We start from the raw sequence: 22,870 nt of genomic DNA on the forward strand, positions 1-22,870 counted from the left end.
GGATACGGTCTTTCGCTCCGCCTGCGGACAGTACCGCACAGTTGCTGGAAGTCTGCTGCTATTTCCAGCGTGCCGTAGGTGGACGAATGATCAGGCCACCGCGGCCTGCGCGCCGGTGGTTGAGCGGCCGCTTGCTTCCTCACCCTTGACCGGAATGAAGGCGGCGATCGCGGCCGCGGCCAGCGCCACTCCGCAGCCGATGAAAAGCCCTGTGCGGAAACCATTTTCGGTCGGAATCGGATGACCGCCGAGCGTGGTGCTCATTTGCGCCAGCACCGCGCCGATGACCGCGGCCGAGAACGAGGTGCCGATCGAGCGCATCAGGGTATTGAAGCTGTTCGCCGCCGCGGTCTCGGACAGCGGCACCGCGCTCATGATCAGCGCGGGCATCGCGCCGTAGGCCAGTGCCACACCGCAGTTGCATACGCAGACCGCCACCAGCAGCCCCCAGGTGGAACCCATGAGCACCGTCGAGGAGGCGTAACCGGCGGCCAGCACCAGCGCACCGGCGACCAGCGTCACCTTCGGACCGCGCACCGCCGACAGCTTCGCGCCCAGCGGCGACACCAGCATCATCATCAGCCCGCCGGGGGCCATCCACAGGCCCATCGCCAGCATCGACTGTCCCAGGCCGTATCCGGTGGCCTGGGGCAATTGCAGCAGCTGCGGAATGATCAGCGAGGCCGAGTACATGCCGAAGCCGAGCACCATCGACGAGGCATTGGTCAGCAGCACCCTGGGCCGCGCGGTGACGCGCAGATCCACCAGCGGATCCCGGGTGCGCAACTCCCACCAACCCCACAGCGCCAGCGCGAGAACCGCCGCGACGAGCAATCCGATGATCCCGCCACTGTCCCAGCCCCAGCTCGCGCCCTTGGAAATACCGAGCAGCAGACAGATCAGGCCCACGCCGAGCCCGACCGCGCCGACGACGTCGAAGCGTCCCTTGGCGAGCACCGGGACATCGGGCACCACCACGTAGATGAGAATCGCGATGAGCAGGCTCAATCCGGCCGCCACCCAGAACAGCACCCGCCAATTCGCGTGCTGCGCAACCGCTGCCGCGACCGGCAGGCCCACCGCGCCGCCGATTCCCATGGAGGCGCTCACCATCGCGATGGACGGGCCCAGCCGTTCGGCGGGCAGCAGATCCCGCAGCGCCGAAATGCCAAGCGGCAGAATGCCCATGCCCATACCCTGCAATCCGCGCCCGATGATCATCGGCGCGACCGATCCGGCGACCGCGCACAGCACCGAGCCCGCGATGAGCGGGACCGTGGAGATCAGCAGCATGCGACGCTTGCCGTAGAGGTCGCCGAGCCGCCCCGCGACCGGTGTGGTGACGGCCGCGGCGAGCAGGGTCGCGGTCACCACCCAGGAGGCATTGGATCCGCTGGTGTGCAGCAGCGCGGGCAGTTCGCCGAGCAGCGGTACCACCAGGGTCTGCATGACGGCGGCGATGATGCCCGCCATGGCGAGCACGCCGACGATACCGCCGGGCCGTCCGCCGATCGGATCGCCGGGCCCGGGGACGGCTGCCGATCCGGCTCTGGCGTCACTTGCTGACACGGCCACGCGCTTCTCCTCATCGATCGAGTGCAACGCATGTGTACGGTACACACGATATGCATGGTGCATATCCATGCTGTGACCCAGATCACCTGTGATAGACAGGCTCACGCAGGCAGCAACGGAAGGACGGCATGGAAAAGCCCACGGACCGGGTCGAATTCGAAACCATGCTGCTCGGCCGGTACACCATCAACGCGCGCTACCGGCGCGACGGCACCCGCCTGGACCGCAGCGCCTACGTGCTGCTGAGTCGCCTCAGCGCCCAGGGACCGATGACGATCGGCCAGCTCACCGAGGCATTCGGCCTGGACACCTCCACCCTGAACCGGCAGACCGCGGCCCTGCTGCGCGCGGGCGTGGTGGAACGCATCGCCGATCCGGACGGCGGCATCGCCCGTAAATTCCGGATCACCGCGGCGGGCGAACGCGGCCTGGAGCAGGAGCGCGCGGCCAATACCGAAGGGCTGCAACGGGTCATGGAGAACTGGTCGGCCGAGGACGTGGCGATCTTCGCGGGCTATCTGGAGCGGCTCAATACCGATATCGAGCGCATCGACGGAAGACCCTGGCCGCGACCGTGATTCGACGCCGATCGGAGCGGACACCGACCCGGGGACGACAGCACGGTGTCAGCGCGTCCCAGGCGACCCAACCTCGCTGCGCCGCCTCACGTGGTGCGGATCATGACGCGGCCGAGGTTGCGGCGGGTGGCGATGAGATCGATCGCGGCATCGATGCCCTCGAACGGCAGCACGGTGTGCCGGGGGCGAATCAGCCCGGTCGCCAGCAGCTTCCACAGTTCGGCGCGATAGGCGTCGATCAGATCCGGCCGGGTGCGGCTGAGCAGGCCGACCGAGAATCCGGTGACGGTCTTCAGATCGGCGAGCAGACTGTTCGCGTCGACCGCACCGCGCCCGGCGCTGTAGGCCACCAGACGACCGTGTGGCGCAAGCACTTCCACGCCGCGCTGGACGAGTTCACCGCCGACGCCGTCGAGCAGCACGTCCACCCGTTCGGTCCACGGCTCGTCGTAGGTGACCACGACGTCGGCCCCGCAGTCGCGCACGAACTCGGCCTTCGCGGCCGAGCCCACCGCCGCGACGATCCGGCTCGCGCCCAGCGCCTTCGCCAATTGCACCGCGAGATGGCCGCTTCCGCTGGCCGCACCGGTGATCATGATCGACTCCCCCGGCTGGAAACGCCCGGCGCGCAGCGCACCCAGCGCCACCAGGCCGCCGCGTGCGATCGCGAGCGCATCCGCGACGAGTACGCCCGCCGGGATCTCGGTCACCAATGCCGGTGCCGCCAAGACATATTCGGCGTACGCGCCCTCGAACACCACGCCCGCAACCCGGCGACCGAGCCATTCCGGCGCGATATCGGGCCCGACGGCGACGACGGTGCCCGCGATCTCACCGCCGGGATCGGCGCCGGCGTCCGAGGCGATCATGCGAACGAGTCCCACGCCGACGCCCGCGAGTTCCGAACGGACCAGCAACTGTCCGGGACCGGCAATCGGCTCGGCCTCGACAATCTGCTCGGCAACGCCGGAAAACCGCAGCTTGCGCATATGAAAAACCCTTCGCCCTAATCTTGTGACGAGCACAAGATTAGGGCGAGGTGAATTACTATGTCAATCCTAAAATTTTGTCAGCTGGAGACCTTGTCATCCAACTCCGCGACCCGATGCGATTTGGTGCCCCACCCGACGTGGGCCTCGGCGCGCATGCGCTCGACCATGTGCGGGTAGTGCAGCTCGAACGCCGGACGCTCGGAACGAATGCGCGGCAGCTCGTAGAAGTTGTGCCGCGGCGGCGGGCAGGAGGTCGCCCACTCCAGGGAGTTGCCGTAGCCCCACGGATCGTCCACGGTCACCACTTCGCCGTAGCGGTAGCTCTTGAAGACATTCCATACGAACGGCAGCATCGAAGCGCCGAGAATGAACGCGCCGATCGTGGAAATCGTGTTGAGCGTGGTGAATCCGTCGGTATCCAGGTAATCCGCGTAGCGGCGCGGCATACCTTCGTTACCCAGCCAGTGCTGCACCAGGAACGTGGTGTGGAAGCCGACGAACGTCGCCCAGAAGTGCCACTTGCCCAGACGCTCGTCCATCATGCGGCCGGTCATCTTCGGGAACCAGAAGTAGATGCCCGCGAAGGTCGCGAACACGATGGTGCCGAACAGCACGTAATGGAAATGCGCCACAACGAAGTACGAGTCCGACACGTGGAAGTCCAGCGGCGGGCTGGCCAGGATGACACCCGACAGACCACCGAAGAGGAACGTCACCAGGAACCCAATGGACCACAGCATGGGCGTCTCGAACGTCAATTGCCCGCGCCACATGGTGCCGATCCAATTGAAGAACTTCACACCCGTCGGCACCGCGATCAGGAACGTCATGAACGAGAAGTACGGCAGCAGCACGGCTCCCGTGGCGTACATGTGGTGCGCCCACACCGCGATCGACAGCGCCGCGATGGCCAGCGTCGCGTAAACCAGTGTGGTGTAACCGAAGATCGGCTTACGCGAGAAGACCGGGTAGATCTCGGTGACGATGCCGAAGAACGGCAGCGCGATGATGTACACCTCGGGATGGCCGAAGTACCAGAACAGATGCTGGTACAGGATGGCCCCGCCATTGGCCGGATCGTAGATGTGCCCGCCCAGGTGGCGGTCGTACGCCAGGCCGAACAGCGCCGCGGTCAGCAGCGGGAAGGCAAGCAGCACAAGCACACTGGTGACGGCGATATTCCAGGTGAAGATCGGCATCCGGAACATGGTCATACCCGGGCAGCGCAGGCAGACCACGGTGGTGAGCATATTGACGCCACCGAGGATGGTGCCCAGACCGGACACGGCCAGACCCAGAATCCACAGGTCCGCGCCGACGCCCGGCGAATGCACGATGTCCGACAGCGGGGTGTACGCGGTCCAGCCGAAGTCCGCCGCACCACCCGGGGTCACGAAGCCCGCCGTCGCCATGGACGCGCCGAACAGGTACAGCCAGTAGCTGAACGCGTTCAGACGCGGGAACGCCACATCGGGCGCGCCGATCTGCAACGGCAGGATGATGTTCGCGAAGCCGAACACGATCGCCGTGGCGTAGAACAGCAGCATGATCGTGCCGTGCATGGTGAACAGCTGATTGAACTGCTCCGTGGACAGGAACTGCATGCCCGGGCGAGCCAGTTCGGCGCGCATCAACAGCGCCAGCAAACCGCCGATGAGGAAGAACGAGATGGCGGTGGTCAGGTACATGACGCCGAGCACCTTGGGGTCGGTCGTCGTCACCGCCTTGTAGATGAACGAACCCTTGGGGCCCAGCCGCGCCGGGTAGGGCCGAGTGGCCTCTAATCCCGATTCCGGCTTGGGGGCTACGGCAGTCACCACATCCTCCTCGAGGTCGGTCCGCAGCTGGTCCTATCGGCTCCGGAACCCACGATGAACGGCGCTCAGCGTACTCATAGCAATTCGATTCTGGCAGAGAACACTCCGGCCGGACAGTCAGGACACCGGTTTGAGTTCGGGCGGCTTCCAACTGCCGTCGGTCGCCTCCGGTCGCGGCGCGTACAACCGCAGGGTCAGCGAAAAGGTGCCCGACGCCGGGATGGGCAGCCAATTGCCGTGCGGCACGGCCGGTCCCGGATCGGCATTCTGCACGGTGATCTCGAAGGAACCGTCGGGACCCGGCACCGGCGGCAACTGATGACCGAGGGTGTAGATGCCCGCCGGATTGGCCACCAGGAAATCATCCGAATCGTAGGCGGTCAGCGACCAGAAGGCGTCCACCGGCGGCAGCTGGCCCGGATCGAAACGCAACCGGAACGAGCGCGGCTGGCCATTGTTGTCGGCGGATAGATCCGAGGTGGTCGGATACAGCGCGTCGCGGCGCAGATTCGCGCCCAGCCCGGAGAGCGCGGTACCGGCCCGCAGTGCGTAATCTGTGCCGTAGGTGCCCAGATTGTCGTGGAAGAGCCAGCCGTTTCGGGTGTACGCGCCCGGGTCCACATAGCCCGCGATGGCCTTGCGCGCGGCCGCGGCGGCGGCGTCCAGATCCTCCAGGCGCAGGGCGTCCACATTGCCGCCGGGCGCGATCCCGATGGCGGCGAAGCGTTTCAGCGCGGGGGCGTCGGCCTCGGCGGGCGTATCGATGGACATGAGATCGCATAGTCGATCGAAGAACCGGCGGCCGTCCAGCGCCGCCACTTCCTTGACCGGATAGCTGCGACCGCCCTGCCCCTGCGGTATCGGCACGCCCGGGGTGAGCGCGGTGCGATCGGCCAGCCAGGAAGGCAGCGGGGCCAGCCGCAATTGATCCTGAATGGCGTGTACCGCGGGCAGATCGGCGACACCGTTGACCTGCACGCGGCCCAGCAGCCACGCGGTGACCGTGGGCATGCGCAGATGCGCGACGCCGTCCGGCACCTGCCCGGTCCAGTGCGGGCCGCTGATCAGATATGTGAACGGCGGATCGGCCCGGCCGCTGTCGGGCCGCACACTGCCGGGATCGTGCACGGTGTTCGACCAGGCGTCCAGCAATTGCATCAGCCAGAAGCGGCCGCGCTCGACCGCGGGCACCTGCAACACCATCGGCGAGTCGGACAAATCCAGCCAGGCGGTCGAGTAGAGGGTGTCCAGGTTGGTGCGGACCAGCAGCCGATCGGCCGACGTCGGCAGCCCCTGCGCGTGCCGGAAGCGATTCACCGGACCGCCGATATCCGCCGTCGCGTGCATGAGCACCAGCGGATATCCGAAAATATATGCGTCGGTGGCGATTGCGACGGCATCGGTGCTCGATACTGTCGACGTGGTGGATGTACCCGAAGATTCCTCGGAGCGGCTGCACGCGGCGATGGACAGCCCGGCGGCGGTGGCCAAACCGAGCATGGCGCGACGACTGATGGCGCGATCCATGATCAACAAAACGTATCAAACCGTCCAGGTGGAAGGGGTTTTGGCGCGAAGTTCATCGCCAATTCATCCCCCGACTTCACAGAAACCTCATGGGACGCGCTTCACTATCGGAACCATGAGTCGCTCGGTCCGTACCCGCATCATCACCGCAGCCGTGATCGGCACCCTCGGCACGTTGCTGGCCGCGGGCGCCGCCACCGCCACCAGCGAACCCAAGGCCGTCATCCAGGGCCGCACCGCCGTCACCGCGCACGTCAGCGGGGAGAAGGCGGGCAATCGCTGTCAGATCGCGGGCAAGAATCTCGCCGGGCCGTGGGGCGTGGTGGATAAATCGGGCACGGTCGATCTCACGCTGGGCCCGATCCGGCCCAATGGCAAGCACATTCGCGTCATCTGCGAGGACCCCAAGCGCGGTGACAGCTCCATGCACACCGTGCGCTCGGACCGGGTCAGCTACGGCAACGCGCTGTCCCCGCTGCGCCAGATTCTGAACAGCCGATTCTTCGGACAGTGATCCGCTAGGTAACGCGGGCGGCGGCGACCGCGGCGCGCACCGCGGGGGCGGTCTCGGCGGCGAAATACTGTGTCTCCCGCTCCCCTTCGGGATTCACCGGGAGCAGGAATTCGCTGATGCCGTGCGCCAGCGCCACCTCGGTGAGCTGGGCGACCGGCATGGACGGATCCATCACGTAGGCGCGGCGGATGAGGGCGGGGACGCGGCCCGCCTCGCGAGCGCCGGTATCGATGGCGGTCATCAGGCGCGGCAGCGCGTCCGGGGGCGAATAGGCGAAACTGCCCAGCCAGCCGTCGGCCAGCTCACCGGTCAGGCGTAAGGCGCGGGGACCGTAGACGCCCAGCCAGATACCGATCCGATGCGCCTGTGCCGGACCGACTTTCGCGCCGTGCAGGGAGTAGAACTCGCCGTCCAGGAACCGGCGGCCGTCCGCACCCCAGAGGGCGCGGATCACCCCGACCGCCTCGCGCAACGCGGTCAGCGCCTGTCCGGGGGTGCGGCGTTTCCCGCCCATGGCGACGATGGCATCCCAGAACGCGCCCGCGCCCAGGCCCAGCTCCATCCGGCCACCGCTGAGCAGATCCAGGCTCGCGGCGCTGCGGGCCAGCACCGCGGGCGGGCGCAGCGGCAGATTCGCCACCGCGGGCATGAGGGTGAGCCTGCGGGTGATGGCGGCGGCGTAGGAGAGCAGCGTCCAGGTGTCCAGGAAGGCCGGCTGATACGGATGGTCCTGCACCGCCAGCATTTCCAGGCCGGAATCGTCGGCGCGGCGAATGAGCCGCAGCAGCGCCTGCCCGCGCGCCGCCTCGGGCGGAACGAATATCCCGAACCTCAGCTCATGCCCGTAGTCAGCCATAGCGAATTCAAAGCTACCCCCGCTGACCTGCCCCTGCGGCACGACCCCCGTCTCTGCGGCGAGTCCGAGCACGCCCCGCCGCACCGCATCCGGGCCGCCGAAGGTCACGGGCCGCCACCCGATCGTGATCCTTCGGCGACCTGAATCCATAATCGTTGGCGGGCAACGGAATACAATCGATATGTGCAGCACCACAGCACCGTGGACGCCGCCCGGAGACATCTGAGCGCGGTGGACCCCGCAGCCCTGCGTCATGCGCGAGACCGCTTGGCCGAGACCGGAATAGCCCGGCTCGGCTTCCTGCTGCCGCATCGCGTCAAACGCGCCCTGGCCGCCGAGGCGCTCGCCATCGTCGACCATCATCTGGACTGGGAAGTCCCGGCCGCCGAATCGGAGGCGACGCGGACCGCGGAGCCACCCGCACGGCACACCGTCGATATCGGCTCCCGTGAAGTGGTCGCGCGCGGGCAGTGCATTCCACAGCTCTACGACTGTGAACCCTTGCGGCACAAGCTCGCCGAGGTGGCCTCCCAGCACGTGCTGTCCTGTCCGGCCCCGCGGCGGTTCGCGGTGCGGCGACGGCATCACGATGACGTGGTCGGCCAATGGCATTGGGATGACTACGCTTTCGCGCTCGTCCTGGTGGTGGAATGCCCGCCGCTGGAGGACGGCGGTTTCGTGCAGACCGTCGCGCACACCCGGCGGGACTGGGACCACTCCGATATCCATCGCACGCTGACCCGCAATCCGATTCACTCCTGGGAGCTGACCGCCGGCGATCTGTATCTGATGCGCACCGATACCACCCTGCATCGCGTGCATCCGTTCGCACACGGGCGGCGCACCATTGTCGGCATGCATTTCGCCTCGGTCGAGGAAGCCGAGCGGGAGCAGTGGAATGACGCCGAGCAAACAGATCGCAACCAAACCGATAGTTTGCGTTCCGAAGTTCGGGCTATGACGAAACAAGCACAGTGATAACGTGATTCCCCGTCAAGGCAGCGGGGGGCAGCGTCGCCGACCGTAATTCTCCCCGGCAGTCTGTGCGAGCCTCCCCGGCTCGATGCTGCCCCCACCGGTTAGGCGAAACCGATGGACCTCCTGAACCCTCTCGACGCGATCTTCCTCGCCGTCGAATCCCGCGAACACCCCATGCACGTGGGCGGTTTGCAGCTGTTCGAACCACCCGCCGACGCGGGTCCCGAATTCCTGCACGACGTCTACGACTCGATGGCCGGCTCCACCGAGGTGCGCACCCGCTTCCGGCGGCATCCCAGCCGCAGATTCGGCGGCTTCTCCAGCCTGACCTGGTCGCATGCCGACAAGGTCGATCTCGGCTACCACCTGCGGCGCTCCGCCCTGCCCACCCCCGGCGGCATGGACGCGCTCATCGACCTCACCGAACGACTGCACGGCACCCTGCTGGACCGGCACCGGCCGCTCTGGGAGGCCCGGGTCATCGAGGGACTCGACGACGGGCGGTTCGCCGTCTACGTGAAAATGCATCACGCCCTCATCGACGGCGTCTCGGCCATGCGGCTGCTCCAGCACACCCTCACCGACGATCCGTTCGACGCGCGCGTACGGGTGCCATGGGGCACCGCGCCGGTCGTGCAGGACGCACCCGAACCACCGAGCCCGTGGTCACAGCTGCGAAAAGCGTTGCCGCGCATGATCAGAAGCACGGCCTATATCGCCTCGCCGCTGCGCGGGGCCCTCGACGGGCGGCTCACCATGCCGATGACCGCGCCCAAGACCATGTTCAATGTGACCATCGGCGGGGCGCGGCGCATCGCGGTGCGCTCCTGGCCGCTGGAGCGCATCAACGCCATTCGGCTCGCCACCGGCGCGACGGTCAACGACGTGGTGCTCGCCATGAGCGCCGCGGCGCTGCGGGCCTATCTGATCGAACACGACGGACTGCCCGCCGAACCGCTGATCGCCATGGTGCCGGTGAATATCCGCAGCGCCGCCGAGGCCGATGCCGAAGGCAATATGGTCGCGGCCTGCCTGGCGAATCTGGCCACGCACCTGGATGATCCGCTGGCGCGACTGGCCGCCATCAGCACCTCCATGCGCGAGGCCAAACAGGTTTTCACCCAGCTGCCGCGCATGGAGGCGATGGCGCTGTCGGCACTGCTGATGACACCGCTCGGGGTTTCGCTGATGCCGGGATTCGAGGCGCTGCCGCGGATGCCGTTCAATCTCGTCATCTCCAATGTGCCCGGGCCGCGTAAACCGGTCTATATGCAGGGCGCGCGATTGGACAGCAACTATCCGCTGTCGATTCCCTTCGAATCGCAGGCCATGAACATCACGCTCACCACCAATGGCGACAATCTCGATTTCGGCTTCGTCGGCTGCCGCCGCACCGTGCCCGATCTGGACCGGATGCCCGCCCATATGGAGGCCGGACTGGCCGAGTTGGAACGGGCCATCGGCTGATCTCTACGCTGATTCCGTGGATACGCGTTGGCCGGAACTGCGGAAACAGTGCCTGATCACCGAGGACGAGCAGATCCTCGCGCTCAATAAGCCCGCCGGGATATCGGTGACCGGCGAGCGCCACGACACCGATATCGTGGAGCTCGCCGCGGCCGCCGGGGAGACGCTGTACCCGGTGCATCGCATCGACAAGGTCACCTCGGGCATGGTGCTGCTCGCCAAAGAGCTGCCCGCCCACGGGGAATTGACGCGGCAATTCAACAAGCGGACCGCCGCCAAGGCCTATCTCGCGGTGGTCGAATCGGGTGGGCTGCCCGAACGCGGGATCATCGAGCTGCCCCTGAGCGTGGGGCGCAAGAACCGGATCCGCATTGCCGCACCGCGCGAGAGCATTCGACGGGACGGCGATCGCTGGCTCGTCGACGAACGAGATGTGCTGGCGGGCAAGAACTATCCGTCGATCACCGAATTCGCGCGGGTGGCCGCCGACGAATCGCGCACCGTGCTGGCGCTGCGGCCGATCACCGGCCGCCGCCATCAGATCCGGGTGCACCTGGCCTGGATCGGCCACACGATCATCGGCGATCCGCTGTTCGACAAATCCGGGGCGTTCGATCGCACCTATCTGCATTCCTGGCGGCTGGGATTGGACGCGTCCTGGCGCACTCCCCCGCGGCTGGATCTGGAGGCCGAGCCGGGTGCGGACTTCTGGGCCATCGGCGGTATCACGAACGACCCGGAAGCGTTGTTGAATGACGCGCGAAAAGCCATGAGCCCGGCCACCACCAACGGTGATTGATGTGAGATCGCTATATTCGGTGGCGAGTCTCACCGAGACCGCATAGTGGCAGCTCATCTAGCCTGAGTTGGTGGCGCGGCGTTGCGCCGCTGCGGGCGCGGTGATGCGGCCCTTCACAGAAAGTGATGCCGATGGTTCTGCTGGCACAGCTGAGTGACACCCACTTCAATATGGGCGCCCGGAACAATGAACGCGCCGAACGGGTGATGGCCTTTCTGGCCGAACTGCCGCAGCGACCCGACGTCATCATCGTCACCGGCGATATCGCGGATGAGGGCGATATCGAGGAATACCGGCAGGCCCGCGCCGCCCTGACCGCCGATGTGCCGGTGATTCTGCTGCCCGGTAATCACGATGACCGCGCCAATATGCGCACCGTGTTGTTCGGCGAGCCCGCGAGCTACGCACCGATCAATCAGGCGCACAGCGTCAACGGGCTCACCCTGGCCCTGCTCGACTCCAGCATTCCCGGGAAACCCGAAGGGCTGCTGGAGGACGCCACCCTCACCTTTCTTACCGATCTGCTGGCCGCGACGCCCGCCGACGAACACGTGCTGATCGCCATGCATCATCCGCCGACGGCGGTACAGAGCACGGTCTGCGATCCCATTCGGCTCACCGATCCGGAACGGCTCGCCGAGATCGTGGCCGGGGACGACCGCATCCTGGGCATTCTCACCGGGCACGTACACGCGGGATTGGTGACCACGTTCGCGGGCAAACCGCTGATCGTCGCGCCGAGCGTGTCCTCCACCATCGGGCTCGAATGGGAAAGGGCCGCACCGGGTCACGTGCCGATCGATTTCGCGCCGGATCCGTCGCTGCTGTTCCACTCCATTCGCGACGGCAAGCTGCTGACCATGTTCCGGCCCGTCGCCATGGGCGGCTGGCTCAGCGAACCGCAGGACTGAGCGCACCCCGGCGATACGCGGAAGGCGTTGTGCCCGTCCATCTCTTGAAGGCGTGGATGAAGGTGGACGCCTCCGCGTAACCCAGCCGGATCGCCACATCGCTCACCGAAAGCGGCGTGGCGGTGAGCATTTCCTCGGCCAGCGCCCGGCGCACCTCGTCCAGCAGCTGCCGGTAGCTGGTGCCCGCGGTATCCAGATGCCGCCGCAGCGTCCGGGTGCTCATATTCAGATCCCTTGCCACCGAATCGATTCCGGGTGGTGCGGCGAATCCGTCCGCACCGCCGCGCGGCACCAGCAATTCCCGCACATCCGCCGCGATGCCGGTGCGCGCCCGCCGCCGCGACACCAACTCCCGGCACTGCGCCAGGCACATGGCCAGGGTGTGCTCATTGGCCTGCGGCAGCGGCTGCTCCAGCACCGCCGGATCCATCGTGAACAGGTTGTGCGGGCGGTCGAAACTCGGTAGCAGACCGTAGATTTCGAGATACGACGCGGTATCTTCCGGCGCGGGGAAATCGAATTCCGCGCGCACCAGATCCACCCGGTGCCCCAGCAGATCGCACAGCATCTGGTGCATGGCGGTCACATCGCGCTCCACCAGGAATCGGCGCACATCCGCGGGCACCCGCTCATCGTGAATTCGCGCCACGAACTCCCCGGGCTGCCAGCGCGCCACCGGAATGCAGAAGGTGAAACTGAGCTCCAGATACCGCAGCGCGAAGGCGATGGCCTCGCCGAGGGTGGGACTGCTGACGCAGGCGAACCCGAAAATCCCGAAGGTGGTGATCCGATACCGGCGGCCCAGTTCCAGTCCCAGACTCGGCCGATGCCCGAGCTCGCGCACCAGATTCCGGATCACCGCCAGTTCGGTGTGCGCGTCGATCTGCGCGTCCGGATCGGCCAGCACCTTCTCGGTGAGCCCGCTGCCCTGCAGCATGCGCCCCGCCGCCACCCCGTGCTCGGCCGCGAACCCGACCATCAGCGCCACGCTCGCCACCCCGCGCGGAAAGTCCCAGTCCTTGATCCCCGCCTCCGGCACCGTACTCATAACCGAATTATGGCCGAAACTCTCGATCCGGTCTGCTACGCGGCGCGAAGCGGGCTTCTACAGTGAGAACAGTCTTCGACGTTAGGAGGGCCGATGCCTTCGGTGATCGTCATCGGTGCCGGGTTCGGCGGGATCGGGATGGCTGTGGAATTGCAGCGGAATGGGTTTCGGGAGGTGACCATTCTGGAGCGAGCCGCCGACCTCGGGGGCGTCTGGCGGGAGAACACCTATCCCGGGGCCGCCTGCGATGTGCCTTCACCGCTGTACTCCTTCTCGCGGGAGCCGAAACCCAAATGGCGGCAGCGATATTCGGGACGTGACGATATCCTCGCGTACGCGCGCGGGGTCGCGGAGCGGCACGGACTGCTGGAATCGATCGTCTTCGGGGCCGATGTCACCGCGGCCGAATTCGACGAGACCTCCGGACAGTGGACGGTCACGACGGCCGACGGGGTCGCGCGCACCGCGGATGTGCTGGTCTCGGCGGTCGGGCAGCTGTCCCGGCCCGCCATGCCGGATATCCCCGGTATCGACAGCTTCGAGGGCGCTTCCTTCCATTCCGCGCTGTGGGATCACGAGGTGAAGCTGGCGGGAAAACGCGTGGCCTGCATAGGAACCGGGGCCAGCGCCATCCAGTACATTCCCGAGATCCAGCCGGATGTGGCCGAACTGACGCTCTTCCAGCGCACCGCCGCCTGGGTGCTGCCCAAATTCGACACCGATTACAAGCCGGTGCATCAGCGCGTGCTGTTGCACGTGCCGGGATTGCCTGCGGCGGAACGCTTTTCCTGGTGGGCCATCGCCGAATTCGTGGCATTGGGGCTGGTGGAATTCCCGGGCATCGTGCGCGGGGTCTCCCGAATGGCACAGAATCACCTGGAAGAGCAGGTCACCGATCCCGAACTGCTGGCCAAGCTGACCCCCGACTACCCCATCGGCTGTAAGCGCGGCCTGTTCTCCAACGACTACTATCCGGCGCTCACCCAGCCCAATGTGCACGTGGAGACCACGGCCATCAGCGATATCGTCCCCGACGGCGTCCGCACCGCCGACGGAGTGGTGCACGAAGCCGACGTCATCATCTACGGCACCGGCTTCAAGGGCACGGAATTCCTGTGGCCCATGCGGATTCGCGGGCGCGGTGGCCGCGATCTCTCCGATGTCTGGGCCGACGGCGCGCACGCCTTCCTCGGCATCACGGTCCCGGAATTCCCCAATCTGTTCCTGGTCTACGGCCCCAACACCAACCTCGGCGTCGGCTCCATCATCTACATGCTCGAATCCCAGGCCCGGTACATCCGCCAGGCGGTCCAGCTGCTGGCCGAAAACCCGGGCCACACCCTCGAAGTCAAAGCCGACAACGAATACGCGTACAACAGCGCCCTGCAACACCGCCTGGCCCGCACCCCCTGGAACTTCTGCACCAGTTGGTACCGCACCGCGTCGGGCCGCATCACCAATAACTGGCCCGGCACGACGCGCAGCTACCGCCGCCGCACCGCCACACTGCACCGCTACGACTACACACTCACCCCGCTGCCGAGGTAGTCGCACACGTGCGGATGTGCGCATGTATGGCGAAAGTGTGTGGATGTGGCGCAGGTCGGGGCGGGTAGTCGGCGGAGCACGGCAGACTGGAGGGCGTGACCGATTCGTCCCAGACTCGATTAGCCGTGCCGGACCGGCCCCGCGGGTCCGCACTTCCGCACGGGCCGCTGCGGCCCATCGAGCTCGCCACCGGGGCGGTGCTGGGCGGCGCGACGGTGGGACTGGTGACCGTGGGGTCGCTGGTGCCGTTCGCGGCGGCATTGCAATTGGTGGCGGCGGTGCCGATCGGATTGCTGGCGCACCGGCAGCGGTTGCGGGCCATTGTGGCGGCGACCGTCGCCGGAACGCTGGTGACCTTCGTGGCGGCGGGGCTGGTGCACGCCACCAACCTGGTCGGGGTCGCGGTGGTGGGAGGGATCATCGGGGTCGTCAAACGGCGGGGCGGTGGACTGCCCGCGGTGCTCGGACTCTCGCTGCTGGCCGGGCTGGTGTTCGCCGGGTTCTCCGTCGGCATGCTGCAGTTGTTCTCGCGAACCCGCAATCTGCTGTTCGACAGCATCCGCAATACCGCGAAGGGCATTGAGGATCTCGCGGCGCGACAGGCGGTGCTGGAACCGCTCGGCCGCAATATCGCCGGTTACACCGATTCGGTGCTGCACTGGTGGTGGGCCTGGATCGGCGGCGGCATCGTCGCGGCCATGCTCGTCAGCGGGATCGTATCGTGGTTCGTACTCGGCACCGTGCTGGATCGACTGGCCTGGCTGCCCGGACGCGACGATCTGCTGGACGCGCCCGCCGACGATCGGCCGGTCGCACCGCTGCCGGTTACGTTGCGGCAGGTCGCGTTTCGCTATCCGGACGCGACCACCGATGCGCTGCGCGGCATCGATATGACGATTCAGGTCGGGGAATTCGTGGCGGTAGTCGGGCATAACGGCTCCGGAAAGTCCACGCTCACCAGGATTCTCGCGGGCCGCCCGCCCACCGGCGGCGACGTCACCCGGCCGGGCTCGGCCGGACTCGGCGTGAACGGCGGCACCGCAGTGGTTTTGCAGCGCCCCGAAAGCCAGACCCTGGGCGTCCTGGTCGCCGACGATGTGGTGTGGGGACTGCCCACCGAAATCGCCGCCGCGGTCGACGTCGACGCCCTGCTCGGCGAGGTCGGACTGGCCGGCATGGGCAGACGGGAAACCGCGACACTCTCGGGCGGACAACAGCAACGGCTCGCGGTCGCGGCCGCCCTGGCCCGCAAACCCACCCTGCTGCTGGCCGATGAGGCCACCTCCATGATCGATCCGGAAGGGCGGCGCGACCTGGTCGCACTGCTCGCGGATCTGCCCCGGCGGCATCGAATGGCGGTCGTGCTGGTCACCCATCACGAAGCCGATGCCGCGGCCGCCGACCGCGTGGTGCACCTGCAGGGCGGCCGCGCGGTCGCCCAGCTGCCCGCCTGGCCGCGCCCGGTCCGCGATCAACGGCGCAGGCCGATGGGCGACACCGTGCTCGAACTGAAGGACGTCCGGCACACCTACAATCGCGGAACCCCCTGGGAGGCACCGGCTCTGCACGGTATCGACCTGTCGGTGCGGCGCGGTGAGGCCCTGCTGGTCGTCGGCGGCAACGGCTCCGGCAAGTCCACGCTGGCCTGGATCATGGCCGGACTGACCATCCCCAGCGGCGGCAGCTGTGAACTGCGCGAGTACACCGGGGCCAAGCCCTCGCACAAGCGAATCGGCGCGGTGCAGTTGGCTTTTCAGCATTCCCGGCTGCAATTGCAGCGCCAGACCGTCGGCGCGGAGATAGAGGACTGGGGTGGCCGCGGCACCGCCGCCGTCGCCCGCGCGCTCGACGCGGTCGGACTGGACCGGGCACTGGCCTCGCGTTCCATCGAATCGCTCAGCGGCGGACAGGCCAAGCGCGTGGTGCTGGCCGCCATCGTGGCCAGCCGGCCGCAGGTGGTGGTGCTGGACGAGCCGCTGGCCGGACTCGATCCGGCGGGCCGGGCCGGCGTGGTGGAATTGCTTGCGCGGCTGCGTGATTCGGGGCTCACCCTGGTGATCATCTCGCACGACGTCTCCGAGACCGCCCCGGTCTGCGACCGGATCGTGCATTTGAGCGATGGCAGACTCGTCGAAAACACCCCGCCGCCAAGCTATTCCGCCGCCCGGGCGGCCCATGGTTCGATCGGAGGACTGCGATGAGCAGCGTCATCCTGCGCGAAGTTCCGGTCGACAGCCCGGTGCATCGGCTCTGGGCGGGCACGAAGATCATCTGGGTGTTCGCCTTCAGCGCGCTGCTCATCTTCACCCCGTCCTGGGCGCTGCTCGGACTCGGTACGGCGATGCTGATCGGGGCCGGACTCATTGCCCGGCTACCGCTGGGCACACTCCCCCGCTTCCCCTGGTGGTTCTGGGTCGGCATTCTGATCGGCGCGGGAATCAACGCCCCGGTCGGCATGGGCGCGCTGCTGCGATACACCCAGATCGTGCTGTTCGGCTTCCTGCTGCTGGGCGCGTCGTTCCTGGTCGCGTGGACCACGCCGATGGGCGAGGTCGCGCCCGCGCTCGCCAGACTCGGTGCGCCGCTGCGGCGTATCGGCTGGACCAGGCACGGCGTGCGGCATCGCTTGCCGGTGGACGAATGGGCGGTGGTGATCGCACTGACCCTGCGTGGACTCCCGCTGCTGCTGGAGGAGATGCGGGTGCTGCGCGCGGCACGCAAACTGCGGCCCCGGGATTCGCTGCTGCACCAGGCCGCGCAGAACCCGTGGATCGATATCCTCACCGCCGGAATGGCCGTCGCCAGCCGCCGGGCGGGCGAACTCGGCGAGGCCATCACCACTCGCGGCGGCACCGGCGAATTGACAGCACGCCCCGGCGCTCCGGGTCGATCCGATGCCATCGCTCTGTCCGTTTTGGCAGTTTTTTGCGCTATGGGTATTGTGACCGAACTGCTGTTTTGAGCGACTCTCGAGTCAAAAATGATTCGACGTGTCGGTGGGGCGAGCTACCGTGATCGGTAGCAGTGGGCAGCGCAAACGCACGGGGGCTCAACACGTTTCCGATTGGAAGGGAATCGATCGTGTTGGGCGTGTGTTGCCCCGAAAACCTGATGAAGATTGGACAAGCAATGAAGCTGCGCAAAATCACGGCGGTTGCCGCACCCATCGCCGTGGCGGTCGCCATCGCGAGCTCCGGGGTGGCACATGCCGACCAGACGACTCCCGAGATCGGCTACTCCTCGAACCTGGTCGGGAACGACGTGATCACCACCCTGACCAACGGTGCGTTCGAATTGACCGGCAAGTCGGTCGATATCAAGGACAACGCGGGTAACACCGTGGTCAGCCTGCCGCTCACCTTCCGCCAGGACGGCGTCGAGTACACCATGCCCGCCGCGGTCTCCGACGGTGCGCGCACCCTGGACATCACCGCGGTCAAGGACGTCTCCTCGGCCCGCCCGGTCGTAGTGCAGCCGGTGGCCTCCACCACCGAGAACGCGCTGGCCATGCAGACCTTCGCCAGCCAGTTCGGCATCGCCACCGCCATCGGCGCCTTCATCGGCACCGCGCTCGGCGCGCTGGTCGGCCTGACCGGCATCGTCGCAGGTCCCGGCGTCGTGGCCAGTGTGATCGCGGGCGCAACCATCGGCGGCATCATCGGCACCCTGGTGGTCGGTGGCCCGGCGCTGGTCGTCGCGGGCATGGACCTGATCGGCACGCTGACCGCGGCCCCGGGCACCTCGAAGTTCAACGACGCCAAGTAGTTCGACGCGGATCCCGTTGGGGCGCGCACCATTTCGGTGCGCGCCTCAGCCGTCTCCGGGGGACCTCAGCCGCCTCCGGGGGCCTCGCCCTCGCCGAGACCCGTTCAGCAGCCGGTGGGCGCGGGAAGGCCCGCGAACCGGTCACCGAGGTAGTTCATGGCGCCGAGGGATTCCACCGCGGCCGCCGGATTGTGGCCGGGAATGCCGGAGTGCACGGCCGTAATGTTCGCTCCCAGAGCGCAATAGCGGTCCACCAGGGCGCTGAAGCCCTCCACGGGAATCACGTCGTCGGCGGTGCTGTGGTACAGGTACAGCGGCACATCCGGTGCGACCGCACCCAGCTCCTGCCGCTCGGTGGCGGCCTGAAACTGCGGGTGCCACAGTAGATTCGGCGTATCGGAGTATTCGTCGAGGTGCCGATTCAGGTACCGCAGCACCAGATCCGCACCGCACGCCGCGGACTCCCGCGCCAGCATGTCCCGGCCGTTGTCATTGAGGTCCTCGGCAATGCCCGATCCCGGGTCGATGCGGGCGAAGGCCGCGATCATCAAGACCGCCAGTCCGGCCTGGACACCGCCGTCCACCCGGCGGGAGATGGCGGCGATATTCGCGGGCACACCGCCCGCCGCCACACCCGAAAACCACAGTTCCGGTGCGTAATCCGCGCGCTGCTGCATGGCCCACAGGGTCGCGAAGGCACCGCCCGAATAGCCCCACGCACCGATCGGGCTGTCCGCGGTGACCCCGGCGGGCGGGAATGATCTGGCCGCGCGCACGCCGTCCAGCACGCCCCGGCCGGAATTCACCCCGTCGAAGAAGCGAGATTCGGGGCCCTCGTAATCGGAGACCACCACGGCCCAGCCGCGCAAGAGCATGGCCGTCAGAAACGGAATATCAAGCGCGGTATTGATAATCGAGATATCGCGGCCGCCGCGCAGGGCGAACGAGGGCGCGCAGCGGGTGCCGAGACTGTCCTCCGCCACCTGGTAGGACAGCAGCGGCCGGCCACCGGGGCCGAACCAGGGCAGCAGCGGTGTCATCACGGTGGCCACATCGGCCACCGCCGCCCCCGTCGAATCCGTACTCCGATACTGCAATTGCCAGCCCGCCACCGGCAGGTTCAGTCCCAGCACCGAGATCGGCCGCGAATTCAGCACCGTCCCATCGGCATTGGACTCCAGTCCGGCGGGCGCGGCGTAGAAGGGATCGTCGTCCGGTGCGGGCACGCCTTCCGCACCCGCGGCGGCGGTCGCCGACCATGCCGCAAGAAGCACTGCGAGACAAATTATTACGATGCGCCCCGGTCCGGTGCGCCATGAATGTTCGCACTCGACCGGCACCACTCCCCCGCACTCGGTCGCGCCATCTCGCCGCATGCCCGCCTCCAGCGTCGAATCACCGACGCTCCAGGCCCGAGGGCTTCGCCCATCGCGCTGACCTGCAACTCCGGCGCATCGGATTCCTCAAGTTACTGCCGCGCATACCTCCGGGTCAACGGCGAGCGCGCGTCGTTGCCAGGACGTTGCGCTGGAAGGCGGTGCGGCGCAAATGAATAGAACTGGCCGGTCGCTATTTGCGCGCACCCGTACCCCGAATTCCACAGGCGCACGCGCACAGCATCTCCCCCGCTATCCACAGTCATCCACACTCGACGCTCATGAATAGCGATGACAGGGTGGACCTCCGGAAGAAGATGCCAGTATCGGATGACTGGATCTGTTTTCGCGGGCCAGTGGGCTGGACCATTGGAGCATGTTGCTGCGCAGGCTGGTCGCCCTCTATGTCGGGTTGTGGTTGTACGGGTGGTCCATGGCGGTCATGCTGCGCGCGGCGCTCGGGCTCGATCCGTGGGATGTGTTCCACCAGGGCGTGGCCGGGAATGTGCCGGTCAGCTTCGGAACCGTGGTCGCCATCACCGGCGCGGTGGTATTGCTGGCCTGGATACCGCTGCGGCAGAAGCCGGGGCTGGGGACGGTCAGCAATGTGGTGGTGATCAGCATCGCGGTGGATGTGGGGCTGAATGTGATGCCCGATATCGACGGGCTGCCGCTGCGCATCGCGGCCATGGTGGCGGCGGTGCTGCTCAACGCGGTCGCGAGTGTGCTGTACATCGGCGCGGGCATGGGTCCCGGACCGCGCGATGGCCTGATGACTGGACTGGTTCGCCGGACCGGGCGGCCGGTATGGATGGTGCGCACCTCACTCGAGGTCACCGTTTTGTCGATCGGCTGGGTGCTCGGCGGCAGTGTCGGGATCGGAACCCTGGTGTACGCCTTCGGAATCGGGCCGCTCATCCACCTGCTCATCCCCTACGTCGATCGCTTCCTGCCGGGCTTCCACGATGTGCACGCGACCGCCGAACCACATCCGGAAAGCGAGATCACCCCGGCAGTCGCCTGAACGCGCCTACCGAGACGAGCCCGGAGTGCGCGTGCTGATCCAGGATTGGTCGCGCCGCCCCGGCAGGTAGACCGAATCACGGCGCTTGGCAAGCACACCCGCCGCACCCCGCTCCTCGCTGGTGCGCAGCGCCTCGGCACCGGAGCCCGTCAGCAGCGGCGGGACGATCAGGGACGGCATGCGCTCGGCGAGCGCCTCCAGTACACGGCGGCGATCCTCGTACCGCTTGCGCAGCAGCGAAGTGCCGTCGAGATACAGCACGTCGAAGGCCACCAGCACCGCACTGCCCGGATCGGCGCGCAACAGCGCGGGATCGGCGCGGCCGCGATCGTCGAGTACGACGGCCGCGCCGTCCACAACCGCACGGTGGCCGGATAATTCGCCGCCCAGGGCCGCCAATCCGGGAAAGCGGCGGACCCCGCGGCCATTGGCATCGTGCAGCGCCACCACGTCATTCTCGATCTCCGCGATCAGGCGGACACCGTCCCACAGTGTTTCGAAGGCCCAGTGCTCGGCATCGACAGACGCGACATCGCCGGGGGTGGCCAGCATGGGAGTCAGCCCGTGTGGCAGCGGAACCGGCTTCCTGGTTCGCGAATCGGTGTGCGCGCCATGATCTTCCGGCTCACCGGTCTGATCCTTCATCAGGTGCATGAGCCATTGTTTGCCGTCGGTCCGGATCAGCGCGTACCGCCCGTTCAGCCGCTCGCCGTGCAGTCGGACGATCACCTCGTCTTCCCGCCACTTCTCGGTCTCATACGTGCCGTGATCCCAGATCTCCATATCCCCGGCCCCGTACTCCCCCTTGGGAATCGAGCCGTGGAAGTCCAGATACTCCAGCGGATGATCCTCGGTGTGCACGGCCAGCCGATTCTCATGGGTGTCGACCGGCGGCCCCTTGGGCACCGCCCAGGACACCAGCACGCCATCGCGCTCGAGTCGCACATCCCAGTGCAGTCGACGGGCTTGATGTCGTTGCACCACATAGCGATTCCCGTCCGAGGGCGCGGGCGCGGTGGCGGGCACCGGTTCCGGCGTGCGTTCGGCGGTGCGCTTGGATCGGTAGACGTGCAGCTTGTCGGGCTGTTCCGGCAGCGGCTCGTCCAGCCCGGCCAGCAGATCACCGTCTCGCTCCCAGCGGCGCAGGACGTCACCGAACCATAAGTGCCGCAGCTTCTTCCGCTGTTCGATCTCCGACCAGTCGCGCGGCGCGGCCACCCACGGCTCAGCGCGGCCGCGCAGCGAATACGGCGCGATGGTGGTCTTGGCCATATTGTTCTGGCTCCAGTCCAGCAGCACCTTGCCCGCGCGCTCGGATTTGGCCATATTCGCGGTCACCAATTCCGGTCGCAGCTGTTGCAGATTCGACGCCACCTGTTTGGCGACCGCCGACGCGCCGTCCGCGGCGACCCGCCGATCCAGCGGGACGTAGACGTGAATTCCCTTGGAGCCGCTGGTGACCGGGTACGCGTCAAGACCGACCTCGCGCACCACATCCCGCAGGATCAGCGCCACCTCCGCGCATTCCGCCAGCCCCGCCCCCGGGCCGGGATCCAGATCGAACACCAGCCGGGTGATCGGACCGCGCACTTCCCCGTCGAAAACCCATTGCGGCACATGCACTTCCAGCGCGGCCTGCTGTCCGAGCCAGGCCATACCGGCCACCGAATCGATGAGCGGATAGGTCACCGGGCGGTCCGAATGCGGAACGGTGCGGCGCGCCAGCCACTTCGGCGCGTGCTCGGCCAGATTCTTCTCGAAGAAAGAGCCCTGCTCGACCCCGTTGGGCCAGCGTTTACGGGTCACCGGCCGCAGTGCGATATGCGGCAGCAGTGCCGGGGCGATGGCGGTGAAGTAGTCGATCACCTCGCCCTTGGTGGTGCCGGTGGCCGGATACAGCACCTTGTCGAGGTTGGTGAGCCCAACCTCGATACCCCCGAAATCCCGGCGGGACCCCATAGGCAGCAGTCTAGGGCCGGGTGCGGGATATTCCCGCCAGCCCACGGCTTCCCGGATCCGAAGCCGAAGGTCAGCTCACCCCGTCATCGCGGCATGGCTTACGGCCGGGAATCCACACCTCGCGGGCAGTGGACTC

19 protein-coding genes are annotated in these 22,870 nt (G+C 67.1%); 11 read left to right on the forward strand and 8 right to left on the reverse strand.

What is annotated here, in order from left to right; genetic code table 11:
- Nucleotides 1-90 precede the first annotated feature (90 nt).
- Nucleotides 91-1,473, reverse strand: a complete 1,383-nt coding sequence (locus tag AB0L82_RS25615) for an MFS transporter (protein ID WP_364641778.1) — start codon at nt 1,471-1,473, stop codon at nt 91-93.
- Between the two features lie 230 nt (nt 1,474-1,703).
- Here AB0L82_RS25615 and AB0L82_RS25620 point away from each other — a divergent pair, with 230 nt between their 5' ends.
- Entirely contained in the window at nt 1,704-2,153 is a 450-nt protein-coding gene (locus AB0L82_RS25620) for a MarR family transcriptional regulator (RefSeq protein ID WP_364641265.1), read from the forward strand.
- Between the two features lie 86 nt (nt 2,154-2,239).
- Here AB0L82_RS25620 and AB0L82_RS25625 read toward each other — a convergent pair whose 3' ends face one another.
- The 3 genes from AB0L82_RS25625 to AB0L82_RS25635 form a co-directional block, all read right to left on the reverse strand.
- The gene (locus tag AB0L82_RS25625) at nt 2,240-3,142 is read right to left on the reverse strand and encodes a zinc-binding dehydrogenase (protein WP_364641268.1); all 903 of its coding nucleotides are present in this window, start codon (nt 3,140-3,142) and stop codon (nt 2,240-2,242) included.
- 80 nt (nt 3,143-3,222) lie between these two features.
- Nucleotides 3,223-4,962, reverse strand: a complete 1,740-nt coding sequence (gene ctaD, locus AB0L82_RS25630; RefSeq protein ID WP_364641272.1) for a cytochrome c oxidase subunit I — start codon at nt 4,960-4,962, stop codon at nt 3,223-3,225.
- A gap of 117 nt (nt 4,963-5,079) precedes the next feature.
- Nucleotides 5,080-6,489 (reverse strand): DUF1254 domain-containing protein, encoded by a 1,410-nt coding sequence (locus tag AB0L82_RS25635; protein ID WP_364641275.1) that lies wholly within the window; start codon nt 6,487-6,489, stop codon nt 5,080-5,082.
- 115 nt (nt 6,490-6,604) lie between these two features.
- Between AB0L82_RS25635 and AB0L82_RS25640 the strand changes: the two genes are divergently transcribed.
- Nucleotides 6,605-7,003 (forward strand): hypothetical protein, encoded by a 399-nt coding sequence (locus tag AB0L82_RS25640; RefSeq protein WP_364641278.1) that lies wholly within the window; start codon nt 6,605-6,607, stop codon nt 7,001-7,003.
- 4 nt (nt 7,004-7,007) lie between these two features.
- On the opposite strand, the gene AB0L82_RS25645 is transcribed toward AB0L82_RS25640, so the two are convergent.
- Entirely contained in the window at nt 7,008-7,859 is an 852-nt protein-coding gene (locus AB0L82_RS25645; RefSeq protein ID WP_364641281.1) for an LLM class flavin-dependent oxidoreductase, read from the reverse strand.
- A gap of 183 nt (nt 7,860-8,042) precedes the next feature.
- Here AB0L82_RS25645 and AB0L82_RS25650 point away from each other — a divergent pair, with 183 nt between their 5' ends.
- From AB0L82_RS25650 to AB0L82_RS25665, 4 genes are all read left to right on the forward strand, one after another.
- Nucleotides 8,043-8,837: a hypothetical protein gene (locus AB0L82_RS25650; RefSeq protein WP_364641284.1), complete on the forward strand. Its 795-nt coding sequence runs from the start codon at nt 8,043-8,045 to the stop codon at nt 8,835-8,837.
- Between the two features lie 114 nt (nt 8,838-8,951).
- Nucleotides 8,952-10,304, forward strand: a complete 1,353-nt coding sequence (locus tag AB0L82_RS25655) for a wax ester/triacylglycerol synthase family O-acyltransferase (protein WP_364641287.1) — start codon at nt 8,952-8,954, stop codon at nt 10,302-10,304.
- Between the two features lie 16 nt (nt 10,305-10,320).
- Nucleotides 10,321-11,103 (forward strand): RNA pseudouridine synthase, encoded by a 783-nt coding sequence (locus AB0L82_RS25660; protein WP_364641290.1) that lies wholly within the window; start codon nt 10,321-10,323, stop codon nt 11,101-11,103.
- Between the two features lie 131 nt (nt 11,104-11,234).
- Nucleotides 11,235-12,014, forward strand: a complete 780-nt coding sequence (locus AB0L82_RS25665) for a metallophosphoesterase (RefSeq protein WP_364641293.1) — start codon at nt 11,235-11,237, stop codon at nt 12,012-12,014.
- Here the strand turns inward: AB0L82_RS25665 and AB0L82_RS25670 are convergent.
- Entirely contained in the window at nt 11,995-13,062 is a 1,068-nt protein-coding gene (locus AB0L82_RS25670) for an AraC family transcriptional regulator (protein ID WP_364641296.1), read from the reverse strand. The genes AB0L82_RS25665 and AB0L82_RS25670 overlap by 20 nt on opposite strands.
- 93 nt (nt 13,063-13,155) lie before the next feature.
- Between AB0L82_RS25670 and AB0L82_RS25675 the strand changes: the two genes are divergently transcribed.
- The 4 genes from AB0L82_RS25675 to AB0L82_RS25690 all read left to right on the forward strand — a co-directional run bounded on the left by AB0L82_RS25675 (nt 13,156) and on the right by AB0L82_RS25690 (nt 18,375).
- A complete protein-coding gene (locus AB0L82_RS25675; protein ID WP_364641299.1) occupies nt 13,156-14,610 on the forward strand; it encodes an NAD(P)/FAD-dependent oxidoreductase in 1,455 nt (484 codons plus the stop codon).
- A 125-nt stretch (nt 14,611-14,735) separates the two neighbouring features.
- Nucleotides 14,736-16,811, forward strand: a complete 2,076-nt coding sequence (locus AB0L82_RS25680; protein ID WP_364641781.1) for an ATP-binding cassette domain-containing protein — start codon at nt 14,736-14,738, stop codon at nt 16,809-16,811.
- Nucleotides 16,808-17,572 carry an energy-coupling factor transporter transmembrane protein EcfT gene (locus tag AB0L82_RS25685; RefSeq protein ID WP_364641302.1) on the forward strand — a complete coding sequence of 255 codons (765 nt, stop codon included), beginning with the start codon at nt 16,808-16,810 and terminating at the stop codon, nt 17,570-17,572. Before AB0L82_RS25680 ends, AB0L82_RS25685 begins: the two co-directional genes overlap by 4 nt.
- 167 nt (nt 17,573-17,739) lie before the next feature.
- On the forward strand, nt 17,740-18,375 hold the full coding sequence (locus tag AB0L82_RS25690; RefSeq protein WP_364641305.1) for an ammonium transporter: 636 nt from the start codon (nt 17,740-17,742) through the stop codon (nt 18,373-18,375).
- Between the two features lie 104 nt (nt 18,376-18,479).
- On the opposite strand, the gene AB0L82_RS25695 is transcribed toward AB0L82_RS25690, so the two are convergent.
- Nucleotides 18,480-19,649: a lipase family protein gene (locus AB0L82_RS25695; protein WP_364641308.1), complete on the reverse strand. Its 1,170-nt coding sequence runs from the start codon at nt 19,647-19,649 to the stop codon at nt 18,480-18,482.
- Nucleotides 19,650-20,127: 478 nt separating this feature from the next.
- On the opposite strand from AB0L82_RS25695, the gene AB0L82_RS25700 reads away from it, so the two are divergent.
- Nucleotides 20,128-20,775 (forward strand): hypothetical protein, encoded by a 648-nt coding sequence (locus AB0L82_RS25700; RefSeq protein WP_364641311.1) that lies wholly within the window; start codon nt 20,128-20,130, stop codon nt 20,773-20,775.
- A gap of 6 nt (nt 20,776-20,781) precedes the next feature.
- Here the strand turns inward: AB0L82_RS25700 and ligD are convergent, their stop codons facing one another.
- A complete protein-coding gene (ligD, locus tag AB0L82_RS25705; protein WP_364641313.1) occupies nt 20,782-22,734 on the reverse strand; it encodes a non-homologous end-joining DNA ligase in 1,953 nt (650 codons plus the stop codon).
- Between the last annotated feature and the right edge of the window lie 136 nt (nt 22,735-22,870).

The sequence above is a fragment of the Nocardia sp. NPDC052001 genome, assembly GCF_040680615.1.
Taxonomy (GTDB): Bacteria; Actinomycetota; Actinomycetes; order Mycobacteriales; family Mycobacteriaceae; genus Nocardia.

Excerpts from the sequence above, each read along its gene's own strand:
- AB0L82_RS25665 (WP_364641293.1), top strand. The coding sequence starts at position 11,235 with ATGGTTCTGCTGGCACAGCTGAGTGACACCCACTTCAATATGGGCGCC.
- ligD (WP_364641313.1), bottom strand. The coding sequence starts at position 22,734 with ATGGGGTCCCGCCGGGATTTCGGGGGTATCGAGGTTGGGCTCACCAAC.
- AB0L82_RS25690 (WP_364641305.1), top strand. The coding sequence starts at position 17,740 with ATGAAGCTGCGCAAAATCACGGCGGTTGCCGCACCCATCGCCGTGGCG.
- AB0L82_RS25635 (WP_364641275.1), bottom strand. The coding sequence starts at position 6,489 with ATGGATCGCGCCATCAGTCGTCGCGCCATGCTCGGTTTGGCCACCGCC.
- AB0L82_RS25645 (WP_364641281.1), bottom strand. The coding sequence starts at position 7,859 with ATGGCTGACTACGGGCATGAGCTGAGGTTCGGGATATTCGTTCCGCCC.
- AB0L82_RS25615 (WP_364641778.1), bottom strand. The coding sequence starts at position 1,473 with ATGGCGGGCATCATCGCCGCCGTCATGCAGACCCTGGTGGTACCGCTG.
- AB0L82_RS25640 (WP_364641278.1), top strand. The coding sequence starts at position 6,605 with ATGAGTCGCTCGGTCCGTACCCGCATCATCACCGCAGCCGTGATCGGC.
- AB0L82_RS25655 (WP_364641287.1), top strand. The coding sequence starts at position 8,952 with ATGGACCTCCTGAACCCTCTCGACGCGATCTTCCTCGCCGTCGAATCC.
- AB0L82_RS25685 (WP_364641302.1), top strand. The coding sequence starts at position 16,808 with ATGAGCAGCGTCATCCTGCGCGAAGTTCCGGTCGACAGCCCGGTGCAT.
- AB0L82_RS25700 (WP_364641311.1), top strand. The coding sequence starts at position 20,128 with ATGTTGCTGCGCAGGCTGGTCGCCCTCTATGTCGGGTTGTGGTTGTAC.
- AB0L82_RS25620 (WP_364641265.1), top strand. The coding sequence starts at position 1,704 with ATGGAAAAGCCCACGGACCGGGTCGAATTCGAAACCATGCTGCTCGGC.
- AB0L82_RS25670 (WP_364641296.1), bottom strand. The coding sequence starts at position 13,062 with ATGAGTACGGTGCCGGAGGCGGGGATCAAGGACTGGGACTTTCCGCGC.
- AB0L82_RS25675 (WP_364641299.1), top strand. The coding sequence starts at position 13,156 with ATGCCTTCGGTGATCGTCATCGGTGCCGGGTTCGGCGGGATCGGGATG.
- AB0L82_RS25625 (WP_364641268.1), bottom strand. The coding sequence starts at position 3,142 with ATGCGCAAGCTGCGGTTTTCCGGCGTTGCCGAGCAGATTGTCGAGGCC.